At 63.7% G+C, this 17,966-nt stretch carries 16 protein-coding genes and 1 other RNA gene; 6 read left to right on the forward strand and 11 right to left on the reverse strand.

Going from position 1 to position 17,966, the window contains the following annotated elements; all coding sequences use genetic code 11:
* Window positions 1-4 precede the first annotated feature (4 nt).
* Both rsmH and mraZ read right to left on the reverse strand, forming a co-directional pair.
* A complete protein-coding gene (rsmH, locus tag LB538_RS03205) occupies window positions 5-1,021 on the reverse strand; it encodes a 16S rRNA (cytosine(1402)-N(4))-methyltransferase RsmH (RefSeq protein ID WP_224522872.1) in 1,017 nt (338 codons plus the stop codon).
* Entirely contained in the window at window positions 1,018-1,476 is a 459-nt protein-coding gene (mraZ, locus tag LB538_RS03210; protein ID WP_140839693.1) for a division/cell wall cluster transcriptional repressor MraZ, read from the reverse strand. The genes rsmH and mraZ overlap by 4 nt, the downstream gene beginning before the upstream one ends.
* 388 nt (window positions 1,477-1,864) lie before the next feature.
* Here mraZ and LB538_RS03215 point away from each other — a divergent pair, with 388 nt between their 5' ends.
* Window positions 1,865-2,980, forward strand: a complete 1,116-nt coding sequence (locus LB538_RS03215) for a cystathionine gamma-lyase (RefSeq protein ID WP_224522873.1) — start codon at window positions 1,865-1,867, stop codon at window positions 2,978-2,980.
* A 5-nt stretch (window positions 2,981-2,985) separates the two neighbouring features.
* On the opposite strand, the gene LB538_RS03220 is transcribed toward LB538_RS03215, so the two are convergent.
* From LB538_RS03220 to LB538_RS03250, 7 genes are all read right to left on the reverse strand, one after another.
* Window positions 2,986-3,282, reverse strand: a complete 297-nt coding sequence (locus LB538_RS03220; RefSeq protein ID WP_224522874.1) for a type II toxin-antitoxin system RelE/ParE family toxin — start codon at window positions 3,280-3,282, stop codon at window positions 2,986-2,988.
* Entirely contained in the window at window positions 3,279-3,554 is a 276-nt protein-coding gene (locus LB538_RS03225; protein ID WP_224522875.1) for a type II toxin-antitoxin system ParD family antitoxin, read from the reverse strand. Before LB538_RS03225 ends, LB538_RS03220 begins: the two co-directional genes overlap by 4 nt.
* Window positions 3,555-3,709: 155 nt before the next feature.
* Window positions 3,710-4,106: RNase P RNA component class A (rnpB, locus tag LB538_RS03230), an RNA gene on the reverse strand.
* Between the two features lie 136 nt (window positions 4,107-4,242).
* Window positions 4,243-4,944, reverse strand: coding sequence for a lytic transglycosylase domain-containing protein (locus LB538_RS03235; protein WP_224522876.1), 702 nt, complete (start codon window positions 4,942-4,944; stop codon window positions 4,243-4,245).
* A gap of 185 nt (window positions 4,945-5,129) precedes the next feature.
* The gene (locus LB538_RS03240; protein WP_224522877.1) at window positions 5,130-5,897 is read right to left on the reverse strand and encodes an N-acetylmuramoyl-L-alanine amidase; all 768 of its coding nucleotides are present in this window, start codon (window positions 5,895-5,897) and stop codon (window positions 5,130-5,132) included.
* Window positions 5,894-6,613 (reverse strand): J domain-containing protein, encoded by a 720-nt coding sequence (locus LB538_RS03245; RefSeq protein WP_224522878.1) that lies wholly within the window; start codon window positions 6,611-6,613, stop codon window positions 5,894-5,896. The genes LB538_RS03240 and LB538_RS03245 overlap by 4 nt, the downstream gene beginning before the upstream one ends.
* A 131-nt stretch (window positions 6,614-6,744) precedes the next feature.
* Window positions 6,745-6,957: a hypothetical protein gene (locus tag LB538_RS03250; protein ID WP_095768981.1), complete on the reverse strand. Its 213-nt coding sequence runs from the start codon at window positions 6,955-6,957 to the stop codon at window positions 6,745-6,747.
* 175 nt (window positions 6,958-7,132) lie between these two features.
* Between LB538_RS03250 and LB538_RS03255 the strand changes: the two genes are divergently transcribed.
* Genes LB538_RS03255 through LB538_RS03265 form a run of 3 tightly spaced genes read left to right on the forward strand, consistent with a single transcriptional unit; the run spans window position 7,133 to window position 12,758 of the window.
* Window positions 7,133-10,765: a hydantoinase B/oxoprolinase family protein gene (locus LB538_RS03255; RefSeq protein ID WP_224522879.1), complete on the forward strand. Its 3,633-nt coding sequence runs from the start codon at window positions 7,133-7,135 to the stop codon at window positions 10,763-10,765.
* Between the two features lie 32 nt (window positions 10,766-10,797).
* A complete protein-coding gene (locus LB538_RS03260; RefSeq protein ID WP_224522880.1) occupies window positions 10,798-12,096 on the forward strand; it encodes a DUF3419 family protein in 1,299 nt (432 codons plus the stop codon).
* The gene (locus LB538_RS03265) at window positions 12,093-12,758 is read left to right on the forward strand and encodes a class I SAM-dependent methyltransferase (protein WP_224522881.1); all 666 of its coding nucleotides are present in this window, start codon (window positions 12,093-12,095) and stop codon (window positions 12,756-12,758) included. Before LB538_RS03260 ends, LB538_RS03265 begins: the two co-directional genes overlap by 4 nt.
* Window positions 12,759-12,768: 10 nt before the next feature.
* On the opposite strand, the gene LB538_RS03270 is transcribed toward LB538_RS03265, so the two are convergent.
* Window positions 12,769-14,151 (reverse strand): serine hydrolase domain-containing protein, encoded by a 1,383-nt coding sequence (locus LB538_RS03270; protein WP_224522882.1) that lies wholly within the window; start codon window positions 14,149-14,151, stop codon window positions 12,769-12,771.
* Window positions 14,152-14,385: 234 nt separating this feature from the next.
* Between LB538_RS03270 and LB538_RS03275 the strand changes: the two genes are divergently transcribed.
* Both LB538_RS03275 and LB538_RS03280 read left to right on the forward strand, forming a co-directional pair.
* Entirely contained in the window at window positions 14,386-15,177 is a 792-nt protein-coding gene (locus LB538_RS03275) for a GH25 family lysozyme (RefSeq protein ID WP_140839671.1), read from the forward strand.
* A gap of 183 nt (window positions 15,178-15,360) precedes the next feature.
* Window positions 15,361-16,539 carry a lytic murein transglycosylase gene (locus tag LB538_RS03280; RefSeq protein WP_224522883.1) on the forward strand — a complete coding sequence of 393 codons (1,179 nt, stop codon included), beginning with the start codon at window positions 15,361-15,363 and terminating at the stop codon, window positions 16,537-16,539.
* A gap of 36 nt (window positions 16,540-16,575) precedes the next feature.
* On the opposite strand, the gene LB538_RS03285 is transcribed toward LB538_RS03280, so the two are convergent.
* Window positions 16,576-17,796, reverse strand: coding sequence for an alanine racemase (locus LB538_RS03285; protein ID WP_140839667.1), 1,221 nt, complete (start codon window positions 17,794-17,796; stop codon window positions 16,576-16,578).
* Window positions 17,797-17,966 lie beyond the last annotated feature (170 nt).

Here is a 17,966-nt window from a genome sequence, read left to right on the forward strand (position 1 = left end):
GTGCTCACCTCTCCCCCGGCCGCTCGACGGCGGGAAGCTTTGGAAGGCCGAAAATCGAAAAATCGCCGGCGCGCGCCGGCGCCTCGGTGCGGATCGCGGCGCGCAGCCTGGCCGAGCGCGCCCGCGGGTTGGCGTCCAGCTCGGCCTCTCCCGCCGTCACGCCGCCGCCGGCCTTGCGGAAGGTCGCAATGCGCACGGGCGCGTCAGGCATGTGCCGCGAGCCGCTGGCCGCCTCGGAGCGGTCGGCGATGAAGCGCTTGACGATGCGGTCTTCCAGCGAATGGAACGTCACCACGGCTAGCCGTCCGCCGGGCTTCAGCGCCCGCTCGGCAGCCAGCAGCGCCCTTGCGAGCTCGCCAAGCTCGTCATTGACGAATATGCGCAGCGCCTGGAAGACACGCGTGGCCGGATGGATCTTGTCCTTCGGCCCGCGTCCGATATGGGTTTCGATGGCGTCGGCGAGATCGAGCGTGCGTTCGAAGGGCTTCTTCTCGCGACGGCTCTCGATCATGCGCGCGATGCGGCCGGCATGGCGCTCCTCGCCGAGAAAGCCGAAGATGCGGGCAAGGTCGCCCCCCTTGAAGGTGTTGACGACGTCGGCGGCGGACAGACCCGCCTGCGCCATGCGCATGTCGAGTGGCCCGTCGGCGCGAAAGGAAAAGCCCCGCTCCGCCTGGTCGAGTTGCATCGAGGAAACGCCGATGTCGAGCACCACGCCGTCGGCGCCCTCGACATGCTCGTCCAGCGTTGAGAACGGTGCCTGGACGAGCCTCAGCCTGCCGCCGGACTGTCGTTCGAGCGCCCTGCCCGCCCCGATCGCGTCCGGGTCGCGGTCGATGGCAACGACGGAGGCGCCGCGCTCGAGGATGGCGCTGGTGTAGCCGCCGGCGCCGAATGTCCCGTCGACGACTGTCTCGCCGGCCTTCGGCGCAAGCGCGTCGAGCACCTCGGCAAGGAGGACCGGAATGTGACGGGCCGGTCCGCCAACGGCGTGAGGGTCATCGCCGTGGCCAGCCATCATTCCGATCGCTCTCCGGGCTTCGTCCCCTGCCGAAGCTGCAAAAGCCTGGCCCGCGCCTGCGCCCCATAGGCGGCAAGCCGTCCGGGCTCCCAGACTTGAAAGAAATTGCCGCGACCGACAAAGGCCACCTCGTTCGAGATGCCCGTATGCTCGCGGATGAAATCGGTCATGGTGATGCGGCCGTCCTGGTCGAGCTTCAGAAATGTCCCGTCGCCATGGCAAAAGAACGACATGTCGTCCGCCGTCTGCAGAAAGGGATCCTCCAGCGCGATCCGCTGCTCGTAGCGGTCGAGCAGGTCGAGCCCGCCGACATCCATGGCCGGCAGATCCAGGCAGCGTAGCGCGTAGAGTTCCGAATAGCCGCGTTTTTGCACCACGGCGCGAAAATGCGCCGGAACGGACACCCGCCCCTTCGCATCGATCTTGCTCACCGTGTTTGACAGAAACCGGTCCAATAAACGCTACAGCCGCTGTTGCCGCTGCACCCCTCATGTTGTTCTCCGCGCCCTGCCGCATTTGCGGCAAATCGCTTCATTCACCGGGGCGAAAACCGACAAACGCGCAGCCGCCGCGGCTGCCCGATTGGCGTACGCTTCACCCTGACGCGGAACGAAAGCTTGATCTGAATGGGATATCATGGGGCACTATGGGCGTCAACGGGAACAGGCATCACAAACAAACGCGCCACAACCAGAAAGCGCAGGCTGAAGACACGTCTCGTCTTTATCGTCCATTAAGCCTAACGAAGCGTTTAGAACCCTCTGGCCCAAAAAGACCCAGCTTGCCGCGCACAGCCGGCGCGCATAGCGTCGGTTGAAGTTTTCTGCCCAAGGGATCGAGCCGATGTCCGACACTGCGAAGTCACGCGCCGCGACACTTGCCCATTTGCGCAGCGCCGATTTCGCCAAGGGTGATCCCATTCCCTTGCCGCTGACCATGGCCTCGATCTTCCACGCACCGGGCGACGCGACGGGTTTCGATCAATATGGCCGCTTCAGTAATCCGACCTGGCATGCAGTCGAGCATGCGCTCGGCCATCTGGAAGGGGCGCAATGCATTATTTTTCCGTCGGGAATGGCAGCGATTTCCGCGGCTTTCTTCGCGCTCGTCAGATCGGGCGACCGTATCCTCTTGCCGTCGGACGGTTATCACACGACGCGGGCCTTGGCCGAACGTTTTCTGAAACCGCTCGGCGTCGCTTATGACGTGAGGCCGACGGCAAGCATGCTCGATGGCGGCTTCGCCGGCTACCGGGCGGTTTTCGTTGAAAGTCCGTCGAACCCGCGACTGGACATTTGCGACATCGCCGCCGTCGCCAACGCCGTCCATGCGCAGGGCGGAACCCTGATCGTCGACAACACGACGATGACGCCCTTCGGCCAGCGCCCGCTCGATCTTGGCGCCGACATCGTGGTCTCGGCCGACACCAAGGCGATCAATGGCCATTCGGACGTTCTCTTCGGCCATGTCGCCAGCCGCGATCCCGACATTGTCGCCAGGGTGAAGGATTGGCGCGAGACGGCCGGCGGCATCCCCGGTCCGTTCGAAGCATGGCTCGTTCATCGCGGCCTCGAAACGCTGGAAGTGCGCTTCGATCGCATGTGTTCGTCGGCTGAAACCATCGCGCGGCGGCTGAAGGGTCATTGCGCCGTCAGCGGCCTGCGCTTTCCCGGGCTCGAGGGCGATGCCTCGCACAATCTGGCGCGCGCTCAGATGGAGCGCTTCGGCTTCCTGATTTCCTTCGAACTGGCCTCCGAAGAACAGGCAGAGGCGTTCATCGACGGTTGCGCGCTGATCGAATCGGCAACGTCCTTCGGCGGCGTGCACACATCGGCCGAGCGGCGCTCGAAACGCGGCGACGCCGTTCCGCCGGGCTTCGTTCGCCTGGCCATCGGCTGCGAGCCGGTCGAGGAGCTTTGGCAGGCGATCGAGGAATCTCTGGACAAGATCGGCGCCTAGTCCGCCTACTTAATCAGATCGTCAGCCTCGATCTTGCGCCGGCCGTGCAGCACGCGGATTTCGATCGCATCCTCTCCAATGCGGTAAAAGGTTAGATATTCGCCGACGATGAGATGGCGAATGCCCGGAGTGATATCGTCGCGTAAGGGACCAGATGACGGATAGATGGCGAGTTGCCAACGGTTTTCGATGCGATCGAGCAGTCGGTCCACTGCGGCTTCGCTATCACGCGCAACATATTGCCAGATGCAATCAAATCCTCTTCGGCGTACGAAGTTCGAACGATGCGCAGCAAGTGTCATACCGCTCCGCCAGACCGAAATCGCTTGCGCGCCTCAGCTTTGATCTCTTCCATAGATTCGAACCGGCCGGGCCCGCTGTCGATCCCCTCCTGCACCAGTTTCCGCAGCTCTTCGACGCTGTAGCCGAACAAGTCGCGCCGCTCCTTCCATTGCCTGAGCGCATCGCGGATCACCTCGCTGGCCGAGGCGTATTCGCCCGCCGCGACGACATCGTCGACCGCGGCCGCCAGTTCCGGTGAAAGCGTGATACTGCGTTTACCCACCTGGCTCATGATGCACTCCTGCTCTTCCGTGTGGTACGATTTAATCGCACCAGCTCAAGGACAGGTTCGACCACGCCGCGGAAGCTGTCTTGCAGAATGCTTGAATCGGAAGATACGCCTGTCGGCGTAACCTCCCGATCCCGTTCAGCTATCGCTACGAGAAAAATGCCAGCTGGCCTGTAAGCCGGGTTCTGTATGGCCCTCGCCTCGCGGCGAGAACGTGGCGGCCATTCATCTTGGGCGCATGTTGCCACGCGCCTCACGCAACCTACCCGGACGGTGGGCCGGAAACAGCCCTCGAAGGTTTCCCCTCGCACCGCCCCTATTCGGTTTTGCTCCCGGTGGGGTTTGCCCTGCCGCTTCTGTTGCCAGTCGCGCGGTGGGCTCTTACCCCACCCTTTCACCCTTGCCGTGGCCGAAGCCGCGGCGGTTTGCTTTCTGTGGCACTTTCCCTGGGGTTGCCCCCGCCGGCCGTTAGCCGGCACCGTGTCTCCATGGAGCCCGGACTTTCCTCACCCGCAACCTTTCGGCACGCGCGGGCGCGGCCGCCCGGCCAGCTGACAAGGGCGTATAAAGGGATTCCCGCCTGAAAACGCAAACGAAAAAGCTGTTGCCGTCCCCCAAATGCGCAGCGGTTTGGGACAACGACGCGCTTGAAACAGACACGCGTCGCCCAAATCCGCTTCGCCGGACAGGCTTAGGCCGGCGAACCCAGCGCTGCCATCTGCACCTTCACCTTGCTGCAATAGGCAGCCGAAATCGGATTCATCCGCGTCGCGCCGTGGCCGGCATTGTATTTCAGGATCGTGCCGCAGGTGGTGCCACCGCCGAGACCCTGCGCCATGGCGAGGTACTTCATGCCGTATTTGATATTGGTGTCGGGATCGAACAGTCCCTTGGCCGAACCAGTGTAACCCATCATGCGCGCCGTGGCCGGCTTGATCTGCATCAGGCCGATCTCGCCGGCGCTGCCGACCAGGTTCGGCCGGTAGTTGCTTTCGATCTTGATGACGGCGCTGGCCAGGGACACCGGCACGCCGTAGCTCGCGGCATAGCGGGCAATGATCGACGAATACTGGCCGCCGCCGGGTGCAGCGGATGTCGCCAGAGCGATCTTGCCCGTGGGGATCGAGGCTGTCGGGGTGAGATCGATCGTCTTTCTGACGCGCTTGGCGCGCTTGGCCGTCGATTTCGCCGCCCTGGTCGCGGCGGCCTTCTGCACCTTAGCCGGGGCTCTCTTGATCTTTGGCGCTTTGTTCGCCGGGGCAGCCTTGGTCGTAGGGGCGACGGCAAGGCCATTGTCTGCCCTGAGGCTTAAGGGGGCGCTGTTTGCCGGACTGAAGGCAAAGCTTATTACTCCGGCAGCAACGGCTGCCGCTACAACGGTCAATTTCTGCATGTAATCCTGTTCTGTTAGAACCGCGCGAAGAACTTCGCGCAGTTGTGTCAATTCAACATCGGAGCATCAGAGGGGCTAGACGTCCAACAACTTGCGGGAGAGGCATTTGGCGGCGGAATTGGCGGCAATGAAGGCGGCGCAATTCACTTTAAATAACAGGTTGTAATTTAATGACCTTATCGCGACTATTTGGCAGAGGCTGCCGCGACGGAAGTCAGGAGCCTCTGCAGCGTGCGGATCGTCGAATTGTCGGCCACGCCATCCACCAGCCGCCGCCGGAAATGCCGCTGGAACGCCGCCACCGCGATTTCCGTCTGCCGGTCGTAAATACCCGATATCTCAATACCATAGCCATAGAGCGCCAGCATCGACTGCAGCGCCTCGACGTCGGAGCCGGTGTCGCCGGCCTTCAACGCGGCGCCCGGTTTTATCGGCGCCGCCGGTACGAGGTGACCGATACCGGCCGCGAACAGAACCTTCCACGGAAATTTTTCGCCCGGGTCGACCTTGCGGCCCGGCGCCACGTCGGAATGGGCAAGCACCCTTGTCGCTGGGATGGAATAACGGCCCACGATGCCCGCGCACAAATCGATCACGGCATCGATCTGCCGCCTCGGGAAGGCCTTGTAGCCCAGTGAATGCCCGGGATTGACGATCTCGATGCCGACCGAGCAGGAATTGATGTCGGTGCGCCCGAGCCAGGAGCTCTTGCCGGCATGCCAGGCGCGATCGCTCTCGCGCACCATCTGGATGATGCGGCCATCTTCGTGGACAAGATAATGCGAGGACACTTCACTTGCTGGATCGCACAGCCACGCCTCGGCGCCGGCGCCGGTTGCCATGCCGGTATAGTGCAGCACGATCATGTCGGGCCGCAGCGTCTCGCGGCGCGGACCGAAATTCGGCGACACCCGGACCTCGGCACCTGGCTGGTCGGGCAGGAAACCGCTCATGCGTGCCTGAGGCCCCGCTCGATCATTTCATAGGCGGCATTGATCGCCGCGACCCTGGTCGTGGCGATCTTGATGAATTCTTGCGGCAAGCCGCGTGCGATCAACCTGTCGGGATGATTGTCCGAGATCAGCTTGCGGTAGCGCTTCCTGATTTCCTCGAACGGCTTGCCGCGCTCGATGCCCAGCACGACGTAAGGATCGGCGGCGCCGAGATTGACGTGCCGCGACAGGATCGTCTCGTAATGCGCCTCATCGATCCGGAAGATCTCCGCAATCCGATGCAGGAACTGCCCTTCCCGCTCATGGATCAGGCCGTCAGCCTTGGCGATATGGAATAGGCCGTCGAGTATGTCTTCCAGCATCATGCAGTTGGCATGGCCGGAACCGCAGAGTTGCGCCATGCGCCGGGCGTAGGTCTCGAACCCGGCGACGTCCTGCTTGGCGATGTCGTAAAGCCGCGCCACATTGCGCGTCTCGCTCGGCGGCACCTCGAAGATTTCCTGGAAGGCGCGCACCTCGTCCTGCGTGACGATGCCGTCGGCCTTGGCCATCTTGGCCGAGAGCGCGATCATCGCCACCGAAAAGGCTACGCGCCGGCGCAAGTCCGGATCGCCGGAAAACACGGTGCGCACAGCTTCAACGACGTCCGCGACACCCGAGGACGCCGACGACGAAACACGAGCGATGAAGTCGCCAAGGCGGTCCCAAATCGACATGTCGGCTTCATAGAGCGAACCGGGCGGTTCTATCAAGCCGGGACGATGCCGCAGTTGACCGGCGATGCGCGGGATCGACGGCGCAAAAAGAAGGCCGGCAGTGCCGGCCTTCTTCGATTGTGGGACGGCCCTTACTGCGCAGGCGCGGTAGGAGCCGGTTTTGTTGCCGGAGCCGGTTCAGCAGGCTTCGAAGCGTCGGGCGAAGCCGGTTTCATCGGCTGTTCGTTGGCCGGCGGATTGGTGCTCTGGGTGGTGGTATTGTCAGTGCCGGTGCCACTGTCGCTACAAGCCGCGACTCCCAGCAGGGCGAGCGCCGAGACCGACGCCAGAATGAGCTTCTTCATGCTATCTCTCCTTCGACAGACGCTCACATTTCGGTGAGCGGTCGCAGGGGAAATGCATCAGCCATCTGCCGGTTTCGTAACGTTGCATTTCCACGTGTAACATCAACTTGCGATTGCTGGCGCCGAAATCGCGAACTAACACAACATACGCCCAAAGAGATTATGGATAAGCAGAATGCCGGCAGCCGCAGGAACTGGGAAATGGGATTTTTGGATCGACCGCGGCGGCACTTTCACCGACATCATCGGCCGTGATCCGCGAGGTCGGCTGCACCCCCGAAAACTCCTGTCCGAAAATCCCGAGGCGTATGCGGATGCCGCCATCCAGGGCATCCGCGACCTGTTGGGTTTGAAAGCCGGCGTTGCCATCTCCGCCGACGCGATCGGCGACGTCAAAATGGGCACGACCGTAGCCACCAATGCGCTGCTCGAGCGCAAGGGCGACCGTGTGCTGCTGCTCATCACCAAGGGGTTCCGCGACGCTTTGCGCATCGCGTATCAGGCAAGGCCGGATATCTTCGCCAAGGAGATCATCCTGCCGGAGCAGCTCTACGAGCGGGTGATCGAGATCAATGAACGCGTTCGCGCCGACGGCTGCGTCGAGCGCCTGCTCGACATCGCGGCCTGCCGCCCCGCGATCGAGCAGGCGAAGGCCGACGGCATCGATGCGGTCGCCATTGTCTTCATGCACGCCTGGAAATACCCGGACCACGAAAAGGCCGTGGCGAAAGTCTGCCGCAAGATCGGCTTCAGCCAGATCTCGGTCTCTCACGAGGTCTCTCCGCTCATCAAGCTGGTCGGCCGCGGCGACACCACCGTGGTCGACGCCTATCTGTCGCCGATCCTGTCGCGCTATGTGCAGCGGGTGGCCGGCGAACTGGGCGCCGGACCGCGCCTGATGTTCATGATGTCGTCGGGCGGCCTCACCGCCGCCGACATGTTCCAGGGCAAGGACGCGCTGCTTTCGGGACCGGCGGGTGGCGTCGTCGGCATGGTCGAGACGGCGAAGCTCGCCGGCTTCGAAAAGGTCATCGGCTTCGACATGGGCGGTACGTCGACCGACGTCGCCCACTATGACGGCGAATATGAGCGCGCTTTCGACACCGAGGTCGCCGGCGTTCGCATCCGCGCGCCGATGATGCGCATCCACACCGTCGCCGCCGGCGGCGGCTCGATCCTGCACTATGAGGCGGGCCGCTTCCGCGTCGGCCCGGATTCTGCCGGCGCCAATCCCGGGCCTGCCGCCTACCGGCGCGGCGGCCCGCTCGCCGTCACCGATGCCAATGTCATGCTCGGCAAATTGCAGCCCGATTTCTTTCCGGCGATTTTCGGCGCGGGCCAAGACCAAGCGCTCGACATCGGCACGGTTGGCGAAAAATTCGCGGCGCTTGCCGCCGAAATCGGCGACGGCCGGACGCCCGAGGCGGTCGCTGAAGGCTTTGTCACCATCGCCGTCGAGAACATGGCCAACGCCATCAAGAAGATCTCGGTGCAGCGCGGCTATGACGTCACCGAATATCTCTTGAACTGTTTTGGCGGCGCCGGCGGCCAGCACGCCTGCCTGGTCGCCGATGCGCTCGGCATGGAGGCGGTGCTCATCCATCCCTTCTCCGGCCTTCTCTCGGCTTACGGCATCGGCCTCTCGTCGGTCTTCGCCTCGCGCCAACAGGGTCTGCTGCAGCCGCTTGCCGAAGAATCCCGCGCGGCGATCGAGGCGCTCATCGCGGCGCTGCGCGGCGACGTCATTGCCGAGCTCGGCGAGCAAGGCATTGCCGGGGACGCGGTTTCAACGAGGCCTGTCCTGCATATCCGCTATGACGGCACCGATACGGCGCTGCCGGTGAATTTCGAGCATGGCTCGATCTTCCGCGCCAGAAGCGATTTCGAGGCCGCGCACAAGGCGCAGTTCGGTTTCGTCTATGACGATAAGCCGATCGTCGTCGAGACCGTCGCCGTCGAAGGCATGGAAGCCGCCCGACAGGACAAGGCTGAAGCCCCTGTGCCCGCCGGACCGGCAGGAATTGACCCCAAACCTTTGGAAAGCCGGCGCATCTACACCGAAGGCCGCTGGCACGAGGCCGGCGTCTATCGCCGCGAAGGCCTGCGGCCGTCGCACACTGTCGCCGGGCCCGCGCTTATCATCGAGCCGAACCAGACCATCGTCGTCGAGCCGGGCTGGCGCGCGGAAATCACCGGTCTCAATCACGTTGTGATACGCCGGACAGAAAGAAAGGCGCGTGCCGCGGCACTCGGCACCGAGGCCGATCCGGTGATGCTGGAGGTCTTCAACAACCTCTTCATGTCGATCGCCGAACAGATGGGCGTGACGCTGCAGAACACCGCCTATTCGGTCAACATCAAGGAACGGCTCGACTTCTCCTGCGCCGTGTTCGACCGCCATGGCGCGCTGGTCGCCAACGCGCCGCATATGCCGGTGCATCTGGGCTCAATGGACCGTTCGGTGGAGACAATCATCCGCTTGAACTCCGGCGATATCCATCCCGGCGACGTCTTCGCGCTCAACGCGCCCTATAATGGCGGCACGCATTTGCCCGACATCACCGTAGTGACGCCGGTGTTTGACGACGCCCGCAAGGAAATCCTGTTCTGGGCGGCCTCGCGCGGCCATCACGCCGATGTCGGCGGCACCGCGCCGGGCTCGATGACGCCGCTTGCGACAACGGTCGACGAAGAAGGCGTGCTGTTCGACAATTTCCGCATCGTCGATCGCGGCCGCTTCCGCGAGAAGGAGCTGGAGACGCTGCTGACCGACCATCCTTATCCGGCCCGCAATCCCGTCCAGAACATCGCCGACTTGAAGGCGCAGATCGCCGCCAACGAAAAGGGCGTGGCGGAGCTGCGCAAGATGGTCGCGCATTTCGGGCTCGATGTGGTCGAGGCCTATATGGGCCACGTACAGGACAATGCCGCCGAGAGCGTGCGCCGCGTGATCGAGCGGCTTCCCGACAGCGCGGCGTACGAATATCCCACCGACACCGGCCAGGTGATCAAGGTGAAGATTACCGTCGACCGGCAAAGGCGCGAGGCGACCGTCGATTTCACCGGCACGTCGCCTGTCATGAAGAACAACTTCAATGCGCCGGAGCCCGTCGCCCGCGCCGCGGTGCTCTATGCCTTCCGCGTCATGGTCGAGGACATGATCCCGATGAATGCCGGCTGCCTCAGGCCGATCAACATCGTTATTCCGGATGGTTGCATGCTCAAGCCGTCCTATCCCGCCGCCGTCGTCGCCGGCAATGTCGAAACCTCGCAGCATGTCACCAACGCGCTGTTCGGCGCGATGGGCGCGATGGCCAACGCCCAAGGCACGATGAACAACCTCACCTTCGGCAACAAGAAATACCAGTATTACGAGACGATCTGCTCCGGCTCGCCGGCCGGCCGGATGAATTCGGGCCGGGGCTTTGCCGGCACGTCCGGCGTCCATACCCATATGACCAATTCGCGCCTCACAGATCCGGAGGTGCTGGAACTGCGCTTCCCCGTCGTGCTGGAAGACTTCCATATCCGCAAGGATTCCGGCGGCAAGGGCAAGTGGAATGCCGGCGACGGCACCAGGCGCACCATCCGCTTCCTCGAAAAGATGGAATGCGCGATCCTGTCCTCGCACCGCAATCGCCCGCCCCAGGGCCTCGACGGCGGCGGTGACGGCGAGGCGGGCTCGACCAAGGTCAGGCGCAATGACGGCTCGGTCGACGTCCTGAAGGCCTGCGACCAGACCACGCTCGATGCCGGCGAGGCCGTCATCGTCACCACGCCGACACCCGGAGCGTTCGGAAAAGCGTAAGAACAGCGTCAACAGGCTGTCACCTGCCTGTCATGCCGCTGCGCTACCCGCTTGCGCCAACGCAAACGGGGAATCACCTTTCCATGTCGGACGTATCCGGAGAACTCGTTTATCGTCGAGGCAAGGAAGTCGGAAAGGCCGTCTACCAGAACCGGGCATTGTCGAAGGACGGCATTTCCGAGCGGCTCTTCGCCTTCCTGTTCTCCGGCCTCGTCTATCCGCAGATCTGGGAAGATCCCGATGTCGACATGGAGGCCATGCAACTTGGCGCCGGGCACCGAGTCGTCACGATCGCCTCGGGCGGCTGCAACATCCTGGCTTACCTGACCCGCACGCCGGCCCGGATCGACGCCGTCGATCTCAATGCCGCGCATGTCGCGCTGAACCGCATGAAGCTGGAAGCGGTGCGCCACCTGCCGTCGCAGGGCGACCTGTTCCGTTTCTTCGGCGCCGCCGGCACCAGCCACAATTCCGATGCCTATGATCGCTTCATCGCACCGCATCTCGATCCGGTCAGCCGCCATTACTGGGAACGCCGCAACTGGCGCGGCCGGCGCCGCATCTCGGTTTTCGACCGTAACTTCTACCAGACCGGCCTGCTCGGCCTCTTCATCGCCATGGGCCATCGCGTCGCAAAACTGTTCGGCGTCGATCCCGCCGGCATCATGAAGGCCGGAAACATCGGCGAGCAGCGCCGCTTCTTCAATGAGGAACTGGCACCGGTCTTCGACAAGAAGCTGCTGCGCTGGGCGACCTCGCGCAAAGCTTCGCTGTTCGGCCTCGGCATCCCGCCGGCACAGTATGATTCGCTGATCACATCCGGCGACGGCTCGATGGCGAGCGTGCTCAAGGCGCGCCTTGAAAAGCTCGCCTGCGATTTCCCGATCAAGAACAATTACTTCGCCTGGCAGGCCTTTGCCCGCCGCTATCCGCAGCCCGGCGAGGCCGCGCTGCCTGCTTATCTGGAAGAGCGCAATTACAAAACGATCCGCGACAACATCGATCGCGTCGCCATCCACCACGCCAATCTGATCAAGTTCCTGGCCGCCAAGGATGCCGGCACCGTCGACCGCTTCGTCCTGCTCGACGCGCAGGACTGGATGACCGACGACCTGCTCAACGCGCTGTGGACCGAGATCACCCGCACGGCCTCGGCCGGCGCCCGCGTCATCTTCCGCACCGCGGCCGAACCGAGCCTCCTGCCCGGCCGTGTCTCCAGTTCGCTGCTCGACCAGTGGACCTACGAGGCCGACGCCTCGCGCGAATATTCGGCAAAAGACCGCTCGGCGATCTATGGCGGCTTCCACCTTTATGTGAAGCGTCCCGCATGAGCACGACGGAGCTGCCCGCCAGCCATGCCGAACTGATGGACGGCGTCTACCGCTGGCAGCGCCATATCTACGACCTGACCCGCAAATACTACCTGCTCGGCCGCGACCGGCTGATCGACGGGCTGGACGTGCCGCAAGGCGGCACCGTGCTGGAGCTTGGCTGCGGCACCGGCCGCAACATTGCGCTTGCCGCCCGCCGCTATCCGGATGCGCGCTTCTTCGGTTTGGACATCTCGGCCGAGATGCTGGAGACGGCTAGCGCGGCCATTGCTCGCGAAGGCCTGTCCGACAAAGTCAGGCTGTCGCGTGGCGACGCAACCGACTTCGATGCCATGGCGCTCTTCGGCATCGCGCAGTTCGACCGCGTCTTCGTGTCCTATTCGCTGTCGATGATCCCCGGCTGGGAAAAGACGGTTTCGGCCGCACTCGCCGCGCTTGCGCCCGGCGGCTCATTGCATGTCGTCGATTTCGGCCAACAGGAAGGCCTGCCGCGCTGGTTCCGCACCCTGCTGCGCGGCTGGCTGCGGAAATTCCATGTCGCGCCGCGCGCCTCGCTGCGCGACGTGCTTGAATCGGAATCGCAGCGCACTGGCGCAACCTTCCGTTTCAGAACGCTTTATCGCGGGTACGCCTGGCTCGGCGTGATCGGATCCCGCAAATAAAAAAACGCGATCAGCGCAGCGCCTTCACCAGCGCGCTGACCATCGCTTGTGGCCGATAGCCAAACTTGCGCGGCGTCAGACCTAGCCTCACCACCACCAACTGCTCGGACGGAATGATCGCCACCGTCTGGCCGTCATGGCCTTCCATCCAATAGGTGTCCTTGGGCAGGCCTGCAGTGACGCCCGCGCCGGGATTTTCCTCATCGCCCGGCCCCTCGATCCAGACCTGGCCTTTGCCATACACCTTTGAGGCCGGTGCGGCCTCGCGCATCCAGTCGACGAAACCGGCAGGCAGGATCTGGTTTCCGTTCCAGGCGCCACCCTGCAGCAGGAACTGGCCGAAGCGAGCCCAGTCATGCGCCGTGGCATAGAGATAGGACGAGCCGACGAAGGTGCCTTGCTCGTCGGTCTCGAGCACCGCGCTCTTCATGCCGAGCGGATCGAACAGCGCCGTACGCGGCCATGCCAACGCCTTCGCTTTGTCGCCGATCGCGTCCTGCCACAGCCGCGACAGCATCACCGCCGTACCGCTCGAATAGGAAAACACTTTTCCCACCTCGCCGGTCAGAGGTTGGGCCGCGGCGAAGTGAGCCATGTCCGGTTCGAGATAAAGCATGCGCGTCACGTCGGCGACGTCGCCGTAATCCTCGTTGAACGCCAGCCCGCTTGACATCGCCATCATGTCGGCAAGGCTGATGGCGGCGCGGCCATCGGCCTTCCACGGTGCGAAGAGCCCCTTGTTATCGAGCGCCAGCTTGCCGTCCCTAACCAGCGTGCCGACGATCGCGGCATTCACCGTCTTGGTCATCGACCAGCCAAGCAGCGGCGTCTTGGCCGAAAAGCCCTCGCCATAACGCTCCGCGATGATCCGGCCGTTCTTCACCACCACGATGGCGCGCATGCCGGTGCCGGCCATGGCGACATCGTCGACGATCTTCGCGACTTCGGGGTGCTGCGAAGCATCGACCCGCTCGCCATCGGGCCAGAGCGCGTCGGGTTGCGCCGCGGTCGGCGGCGCGGCGCGCAGCGACGTCTGCCTTGCCTTGCCGGTGTCGCCGTCGGCAACCGACGCGCAACCGACGCCGTCGCGCTCGACCGCGACACTCTTGCCGAAAACCCAAAGCAGGCCGGCCGAAACCAGTCCCCTTTCCTTATCGACGGAGACCTTCATTAGCTTCAGCAGCGGATGGCCTGGTGCCTGCACATCGATGGCCAGGACCTCTTTGGCGTCCCGGCCGGCGATGAAGACGTTCGAGCAGACGATCTTGGCCGAGTAGCCGGAGCCGACGCGGATGAGTTCTGGCGGCGCGAAATAGAGCCACGCGAAGAGCGCCGCCACCGCCAGGATCACAAGCCCAAGCAGCCATTTGATGAACTTCACGACGGCCCGCATCTTTCCCCGCCTTTTAGATTCGCCGGCTCGATTTATGTCATCGATTTGCCGCCATTGCTTCCGCAAAATCGCCAGCATCGTCGAGCGCCGTCAATGGATTATCAACCATGTTCGGCGATCAAATGAGCAACTAGGACGGTCTTGTGGGGCGATCGTCTGGAGGGGGCCCGCGTAAGCGACCACCATCGATGAAGGACCCATCAGCGGCCGGCTGATCCCGGCTCGGGGAATATCATGCGCCGTCTTGCGGCCATCCTGATGCTTACGCTGCTGGGCGCCTGCTCGACTGTGGAGGACCTCTCACCATTGTCGCCGTCGTCGCAGGCGGTTGCCGTGCGCGCGCCCAAATTCGAGGACTCCAAGCCGCATGAGTGGGACAGCGGCGCGCCATGGACCTACGCCATCCACGGCACGGACGTCTCCAAATACCAGAGCTCGATCGACTGGCCGACCGCCAAGGCCAGCGGCATCTCCTTTGCCTTCATCAAAGCGACGGAGGGCGGCGATCGTTTCGACGACTATTTCAACGAGCACTGGGCGCGTACAAGGGCCGCCGGCGTCCCGCGCGCGGCCTATCATTTCTTCTATTTCTGCACGCCGGCCGAAACCCAGGCGCGCTGGTTCATCGCCAATGTCCCGAGAGACCCGTCGGCAATGCCGCCGGTGCTCGACATGGAATGGAACCCGAAATCGCCGACCTGCAGGCTGCGCCCCGACCCGGCCACGGTGCGCAGCGAGATGACCGTCTTCCTGCAAATGGTCGAGCGCTATTACGGCAAGAAGCCGATCATCTACACCTCGGTCGACTTCTTCGACGACAACCAACTGGCGACCTTCCGCGGCTATCCCTATTGGCTGCGCTCGGTCGCCGGCCATCCGCGCGAGAAATACGGCAGCCACCCCTTCACCTTCTGGCAGTACACCGGCACCGGCATCGTGCCCGGCATGACCGGCAAGTCCGACATCAACGTCTTCAACGGCTCGGAAGCTGCCTGGAAGAAGTGGCTGCGGCAGAACACCCGTTGACATCGGCCGCCGCGCCTGCTTTTCGACACGGCGGGCGGCGAAACATGCAACCGCTGGTAATCTGGAGCGGCGTACTCGTGCGAGTGCCTGGCGAGGCTCCGGAGCTTTGAAATCCTCGCATGCGCCCGTCCGATCCCGTCCGGGGTCGCGATCGGGTCATGCGCCGGTCTCGAAAGGAAAGCGATGCGATTGCGCGTTGAAATCCTGGCGGCGCTCTTCGTCGGCGCGCTTGCGATGCCCGCGGCGGCGCAGGAATGCGGCGGCGATTTCGAGGCTTGGAAACAGGGCGTCGCGGCAGAAGCCAAGGCAGCCGGCGTCGGCGCCGTCGGGCTCGACGCGCTGGAGGACGCCACCATCGATCAGCGGGCGCTGGCGCGCGACCGCGCCCAGGGTGTCTTCACCCAGACTTTCACCGAATTCGCCAACCGCATGATTTCGGCCTACCGCCTGAAGCAGGGTGCGGCCAATCTGAAGAAATATGCCGAAATCTTCGACCGCGCCGACAAGGAGTTCGGCGTCCAGCCGGCCATCATCGCTGCTTTCTGGGGGCTGGAGACCGACTTCGGCGCCGTCCAGGGCGACTTCCATACGCTGAATGCGCTGGTGACGCTTTCGTATGATTGCCGCCGTCCCCAGCTGTTTCGGCAGCAATTGGTGCCGCTGCTTACCTTGATCGACCGCGGCGTGCTGCCCGCCGACGTCAAGGGCGCCTGGGCCGGCGAGATCGGCCAGACGCAGATCCTGCCGACCGACTATCTGGCGCGCGGCGTCGACGGCGACGGAGACGGCAAGGTCGATCTGAGGAACAGCGTGCCGGACGTCATCATGACCACGGCCGACAAGATCATGTCGCGCGGCTGGAAGCGCGACCAGCCCTGGGTCCAGGAAGTGCGTGTCCCCGACGAAATGCCATGGGACCAGACCGGCCGCACCAACAAGCTGCCGCTGTCGCAATGGGCGCAGTGGGGCGTCACCGGACCCAACGGCAACCCGCTCATCGACAATGGTCTCAAGGCTGGCCTGGCGCTGCCGATGGGCCGCAAGGGTCCCGCCTTCCTGACCTATGACAATTTCGACGTCTATCTGGAATGGAACCAGTCCTTCACCTACGCGCTGACGGCGGCAGTGCTTGCGAGCCGCCTTGCCGGCGCGCCGCAATTCGATCCGCGCACGCCCGAGCAAGGCCTGAACGGCGACCAGATGAAGGCGCTGCAGACCAAGCTCGAGGCCAAGGGCTACGACGTCGGCACCGTCGACGGCATCCTGGGCACCAACACGCGCGAAGCGGTCCGCAAGGAGCAGATGCGCCTTGGCCTGCCGGTAGACGGTTGGCCGACACCCGAGCTTTTGGCAAAGCTGTAGCGCCCTGTCCTTCTCCCCTTGCGGGAGAAGGGGAGCTCAATCCGCCATCGTCTCCAGGCTGGCAAAGCCCTGCGGCGCATCGCCCTCGTCGAAGGGCGTCGTCACCTCGACGAACGTATCGGGGAAGAAGCCGTTGAAGCGGGTTCTCAGCGACAGCGAGTAGGCGCCGATATGGCCGATCTCGATCCAGTCGCCGGTGTCGACCGTTTCCGGCAGCCAGAATGGCCTGGACAGGATATCGACGGAATCGCAGGTCGCGCCGCAGACCTTGAACGGCACGATGGTGTTTTCGTTGCCGTTGCGGGTACGGATCGCGGGATCGGGAATGAAGCGCGCCGGCAGCGTGATCTTGCCGGTCCATGAATCCGACAACGACGCCCAGATGCCGTCATTGATGTAGAGCCGCTTGCCCTTGCGCAACAGCACACGCACGATCAGCGAGAGACATCGCGCTACGATCACGCGTCCGGGCTCGGCCACCAAGGGCATCTGGTCGAATTGATATTCTTTCAGGTCGCCGGCCAGCCGCGACATCAATTGGCCGAGCGACGGCATCTCGATGTGCCTGCGATTGGGGTCGTGGCCGTATTCGGCGGGAAAGCCGCCGCCGACATCCAGCCCGGCAATGTCGAAGGTCAGGCGGTTGCGCACCCAGTCGGCCGAGGCGAGCGCACGTTCATAGGTATCGGGATCCTCGATCTGGCTGCCGACATGGAAGCAGAGGCCGACCTTGTAGCCGGTGCGGTTCAGCCGCTCGGCAAGCTCGACCGCATTGGCCGGCCCGGCGCCGAACTTCTTCGACAGCTCGTAAGCCGCGTGGCCCTTGGTCTGGATGCGCACGAAGACGGTGAGAGCGCCCGGGTCGATATCGAGCGCACGCACGACGCGCGTCAGCTTGGTGATCTCGTCCTCATGGTCGAGCGAGATCACCCGGATGCCGTATTTTTCAAGCGCCAGCTTGATGTCCGACTGCGCTTTGACCGGATGCATGTAGAGCATCTCGGCGTCGGGCGAGACGGCGCGCACGGCGGCGAACTCGCCTGGCGAGGCGACATCGAAGGCGCTGACGCCGGCCTCGACCAGCGTCTTGAGAACGATCTGCTCGCCATTGGTCTTGACCGCATAAGCGGTCTTGCCGGGAAACATGCCCATGAACTGCAGGGCATCCTCCTTCAGCACCTGCGGGCGGAAACAGTAGACCGGGTCGTCGGGACGAAGCGCCAGTGCCGCCTCACGGGCATTTTCGAATCGCTGCATGGACGAATCCTCAGGTCTGGAGCGCGCACAATTAATCCTAGCTAGCCGCCAAAGAAAACAGTTCTGTGTCTTGGCGATCCGGAGCGGCCTGCTGCACATTTTGGCGACGCTAAACCAGCGGTCATGTTTCGGGTGGCTCTTGCCGCCGAACCCGATATCGGTTCTTGAGA

Origin of the sequence: Mesorhizobium sp. Ca11 (assembly GCF_020165275.1) — a bacterium.
In the GTDB taxonomy this organism is placed as follows: Bacteria; Pseudomonadota; Alphaproteobacteria; order Rhizobiales; family Rhizobiaceae; genus Mesorhizobium.

Excerpts from the sequence above, each read along its gene's own strand:
- LB538_RS03260 (WP_224522880.1), top strand. The coding sequence starts at position 10,798 with ATGCCGCTGCGCTACCCGCTTGCGCCAACGCAAACGGGGAATCACCTT.
- LB538_RS03250 (WP_095768981.1), bottom strand. The coding sequence starts at position 6,957 with ATGAAGAAGCTCATTCTGGCGTCGGTCTCGGCGCTCGCCCTGCTGGGA.
- LB538_RS03275 (WP_140839671.1), top strand. The coding sequence starts at position 14,386 with ATGCGCCGTCTTGCGGCCATCCTGATGCTTACGCTGCTGGGCGCCTGC.
- LB538_RS03225 (WP_224522875.1), bottom strand. The coding sequence starts at position 3,554 with ATGAGCCAGGTGGGTAAACGCAGTATCACGCTTTCACCGGAACTGGCG.
- LB538_RS03285 (WP_140839667.1), bottom strand. The coding sequence starts at position 17,796 with ATGCAGCGATTCGAAAATGCCCGTGAGGCGGCACTGGCGCTTCGTCCC.
- LB538_RS03215 (WP_224522873.1), top strand. The coding sequence starts at position 1,865 with ATGTCCGACACTGCGAAGTCACGCGCCGCGACACTTGCCCATTTGCGC.
- LB538_RS03280 (WP_224522883.1), top strand. The coding sequence starts at position 15,361 with ATGCGATTGCGCGTTGAAATCCTGGCGGCGCTCTTCGTCGGCGCGCTT.
- LB538_RS03220 (WP_224522874.1), bottom strand. The coding sequence starts at position 3,282 with ATGACACTTGCTGCGCATCGTTCGAACTTCGTACGCCGAAGAGGATTT.
- LB538_RS03270 (WP_224522882.1), bottom strand. The coding sequence starts at position 14,151 with ATGCGGGCCGTCGTGAAGTTCATCAAATGGCTGCTTGGGCTTGTGATC.
- LB538_RS03245 (WP_224522878.1), bottom strand. The coding sequence starts at position 6,613 with ATGTCGATTTGGGACCGCCTTGGCGACTTCATCGCTCGTGTTTCGTCG.
- LB538_RS03265 (WP_224522881.1), top strand. The coding sequence starts at position 12,093 with ATGAGCACGACGGAGCTGCCCGCCAGCCATGCCGAACTGATGGACGGC.
- rsmH (WP_224522872.1), bottom strand. The coding sequence starts at position 1,021 with ATGATGGCTGGCCACGGCGATGACCCTCACGCCGTTGGCGGACCGGCC.
- LB538_RS03255 (WP_224522879.1), top strand. The coding sequence starts at position 7,133 with ATGCCGGCAGCCGCAGGAACTGGGAAATGGGATTTTTGGATCGACCGC.
- LB538_RS03240 (WP_224522877.1), bottom strand. The coding sequence starts at position 5,897 with ATGAGCGGTTTCCTGCCCGACCAGCCAGGTGCCGAGGTCCGGGTGTCG.
- LB538_RS03235 (WP_224522876.1), bottom strand. The coding sequence starts at position 4,944 with ATGCAGAAATTGACCGTTGTAGCGGCAGCCGTTGCTGCCGGAGTAATA.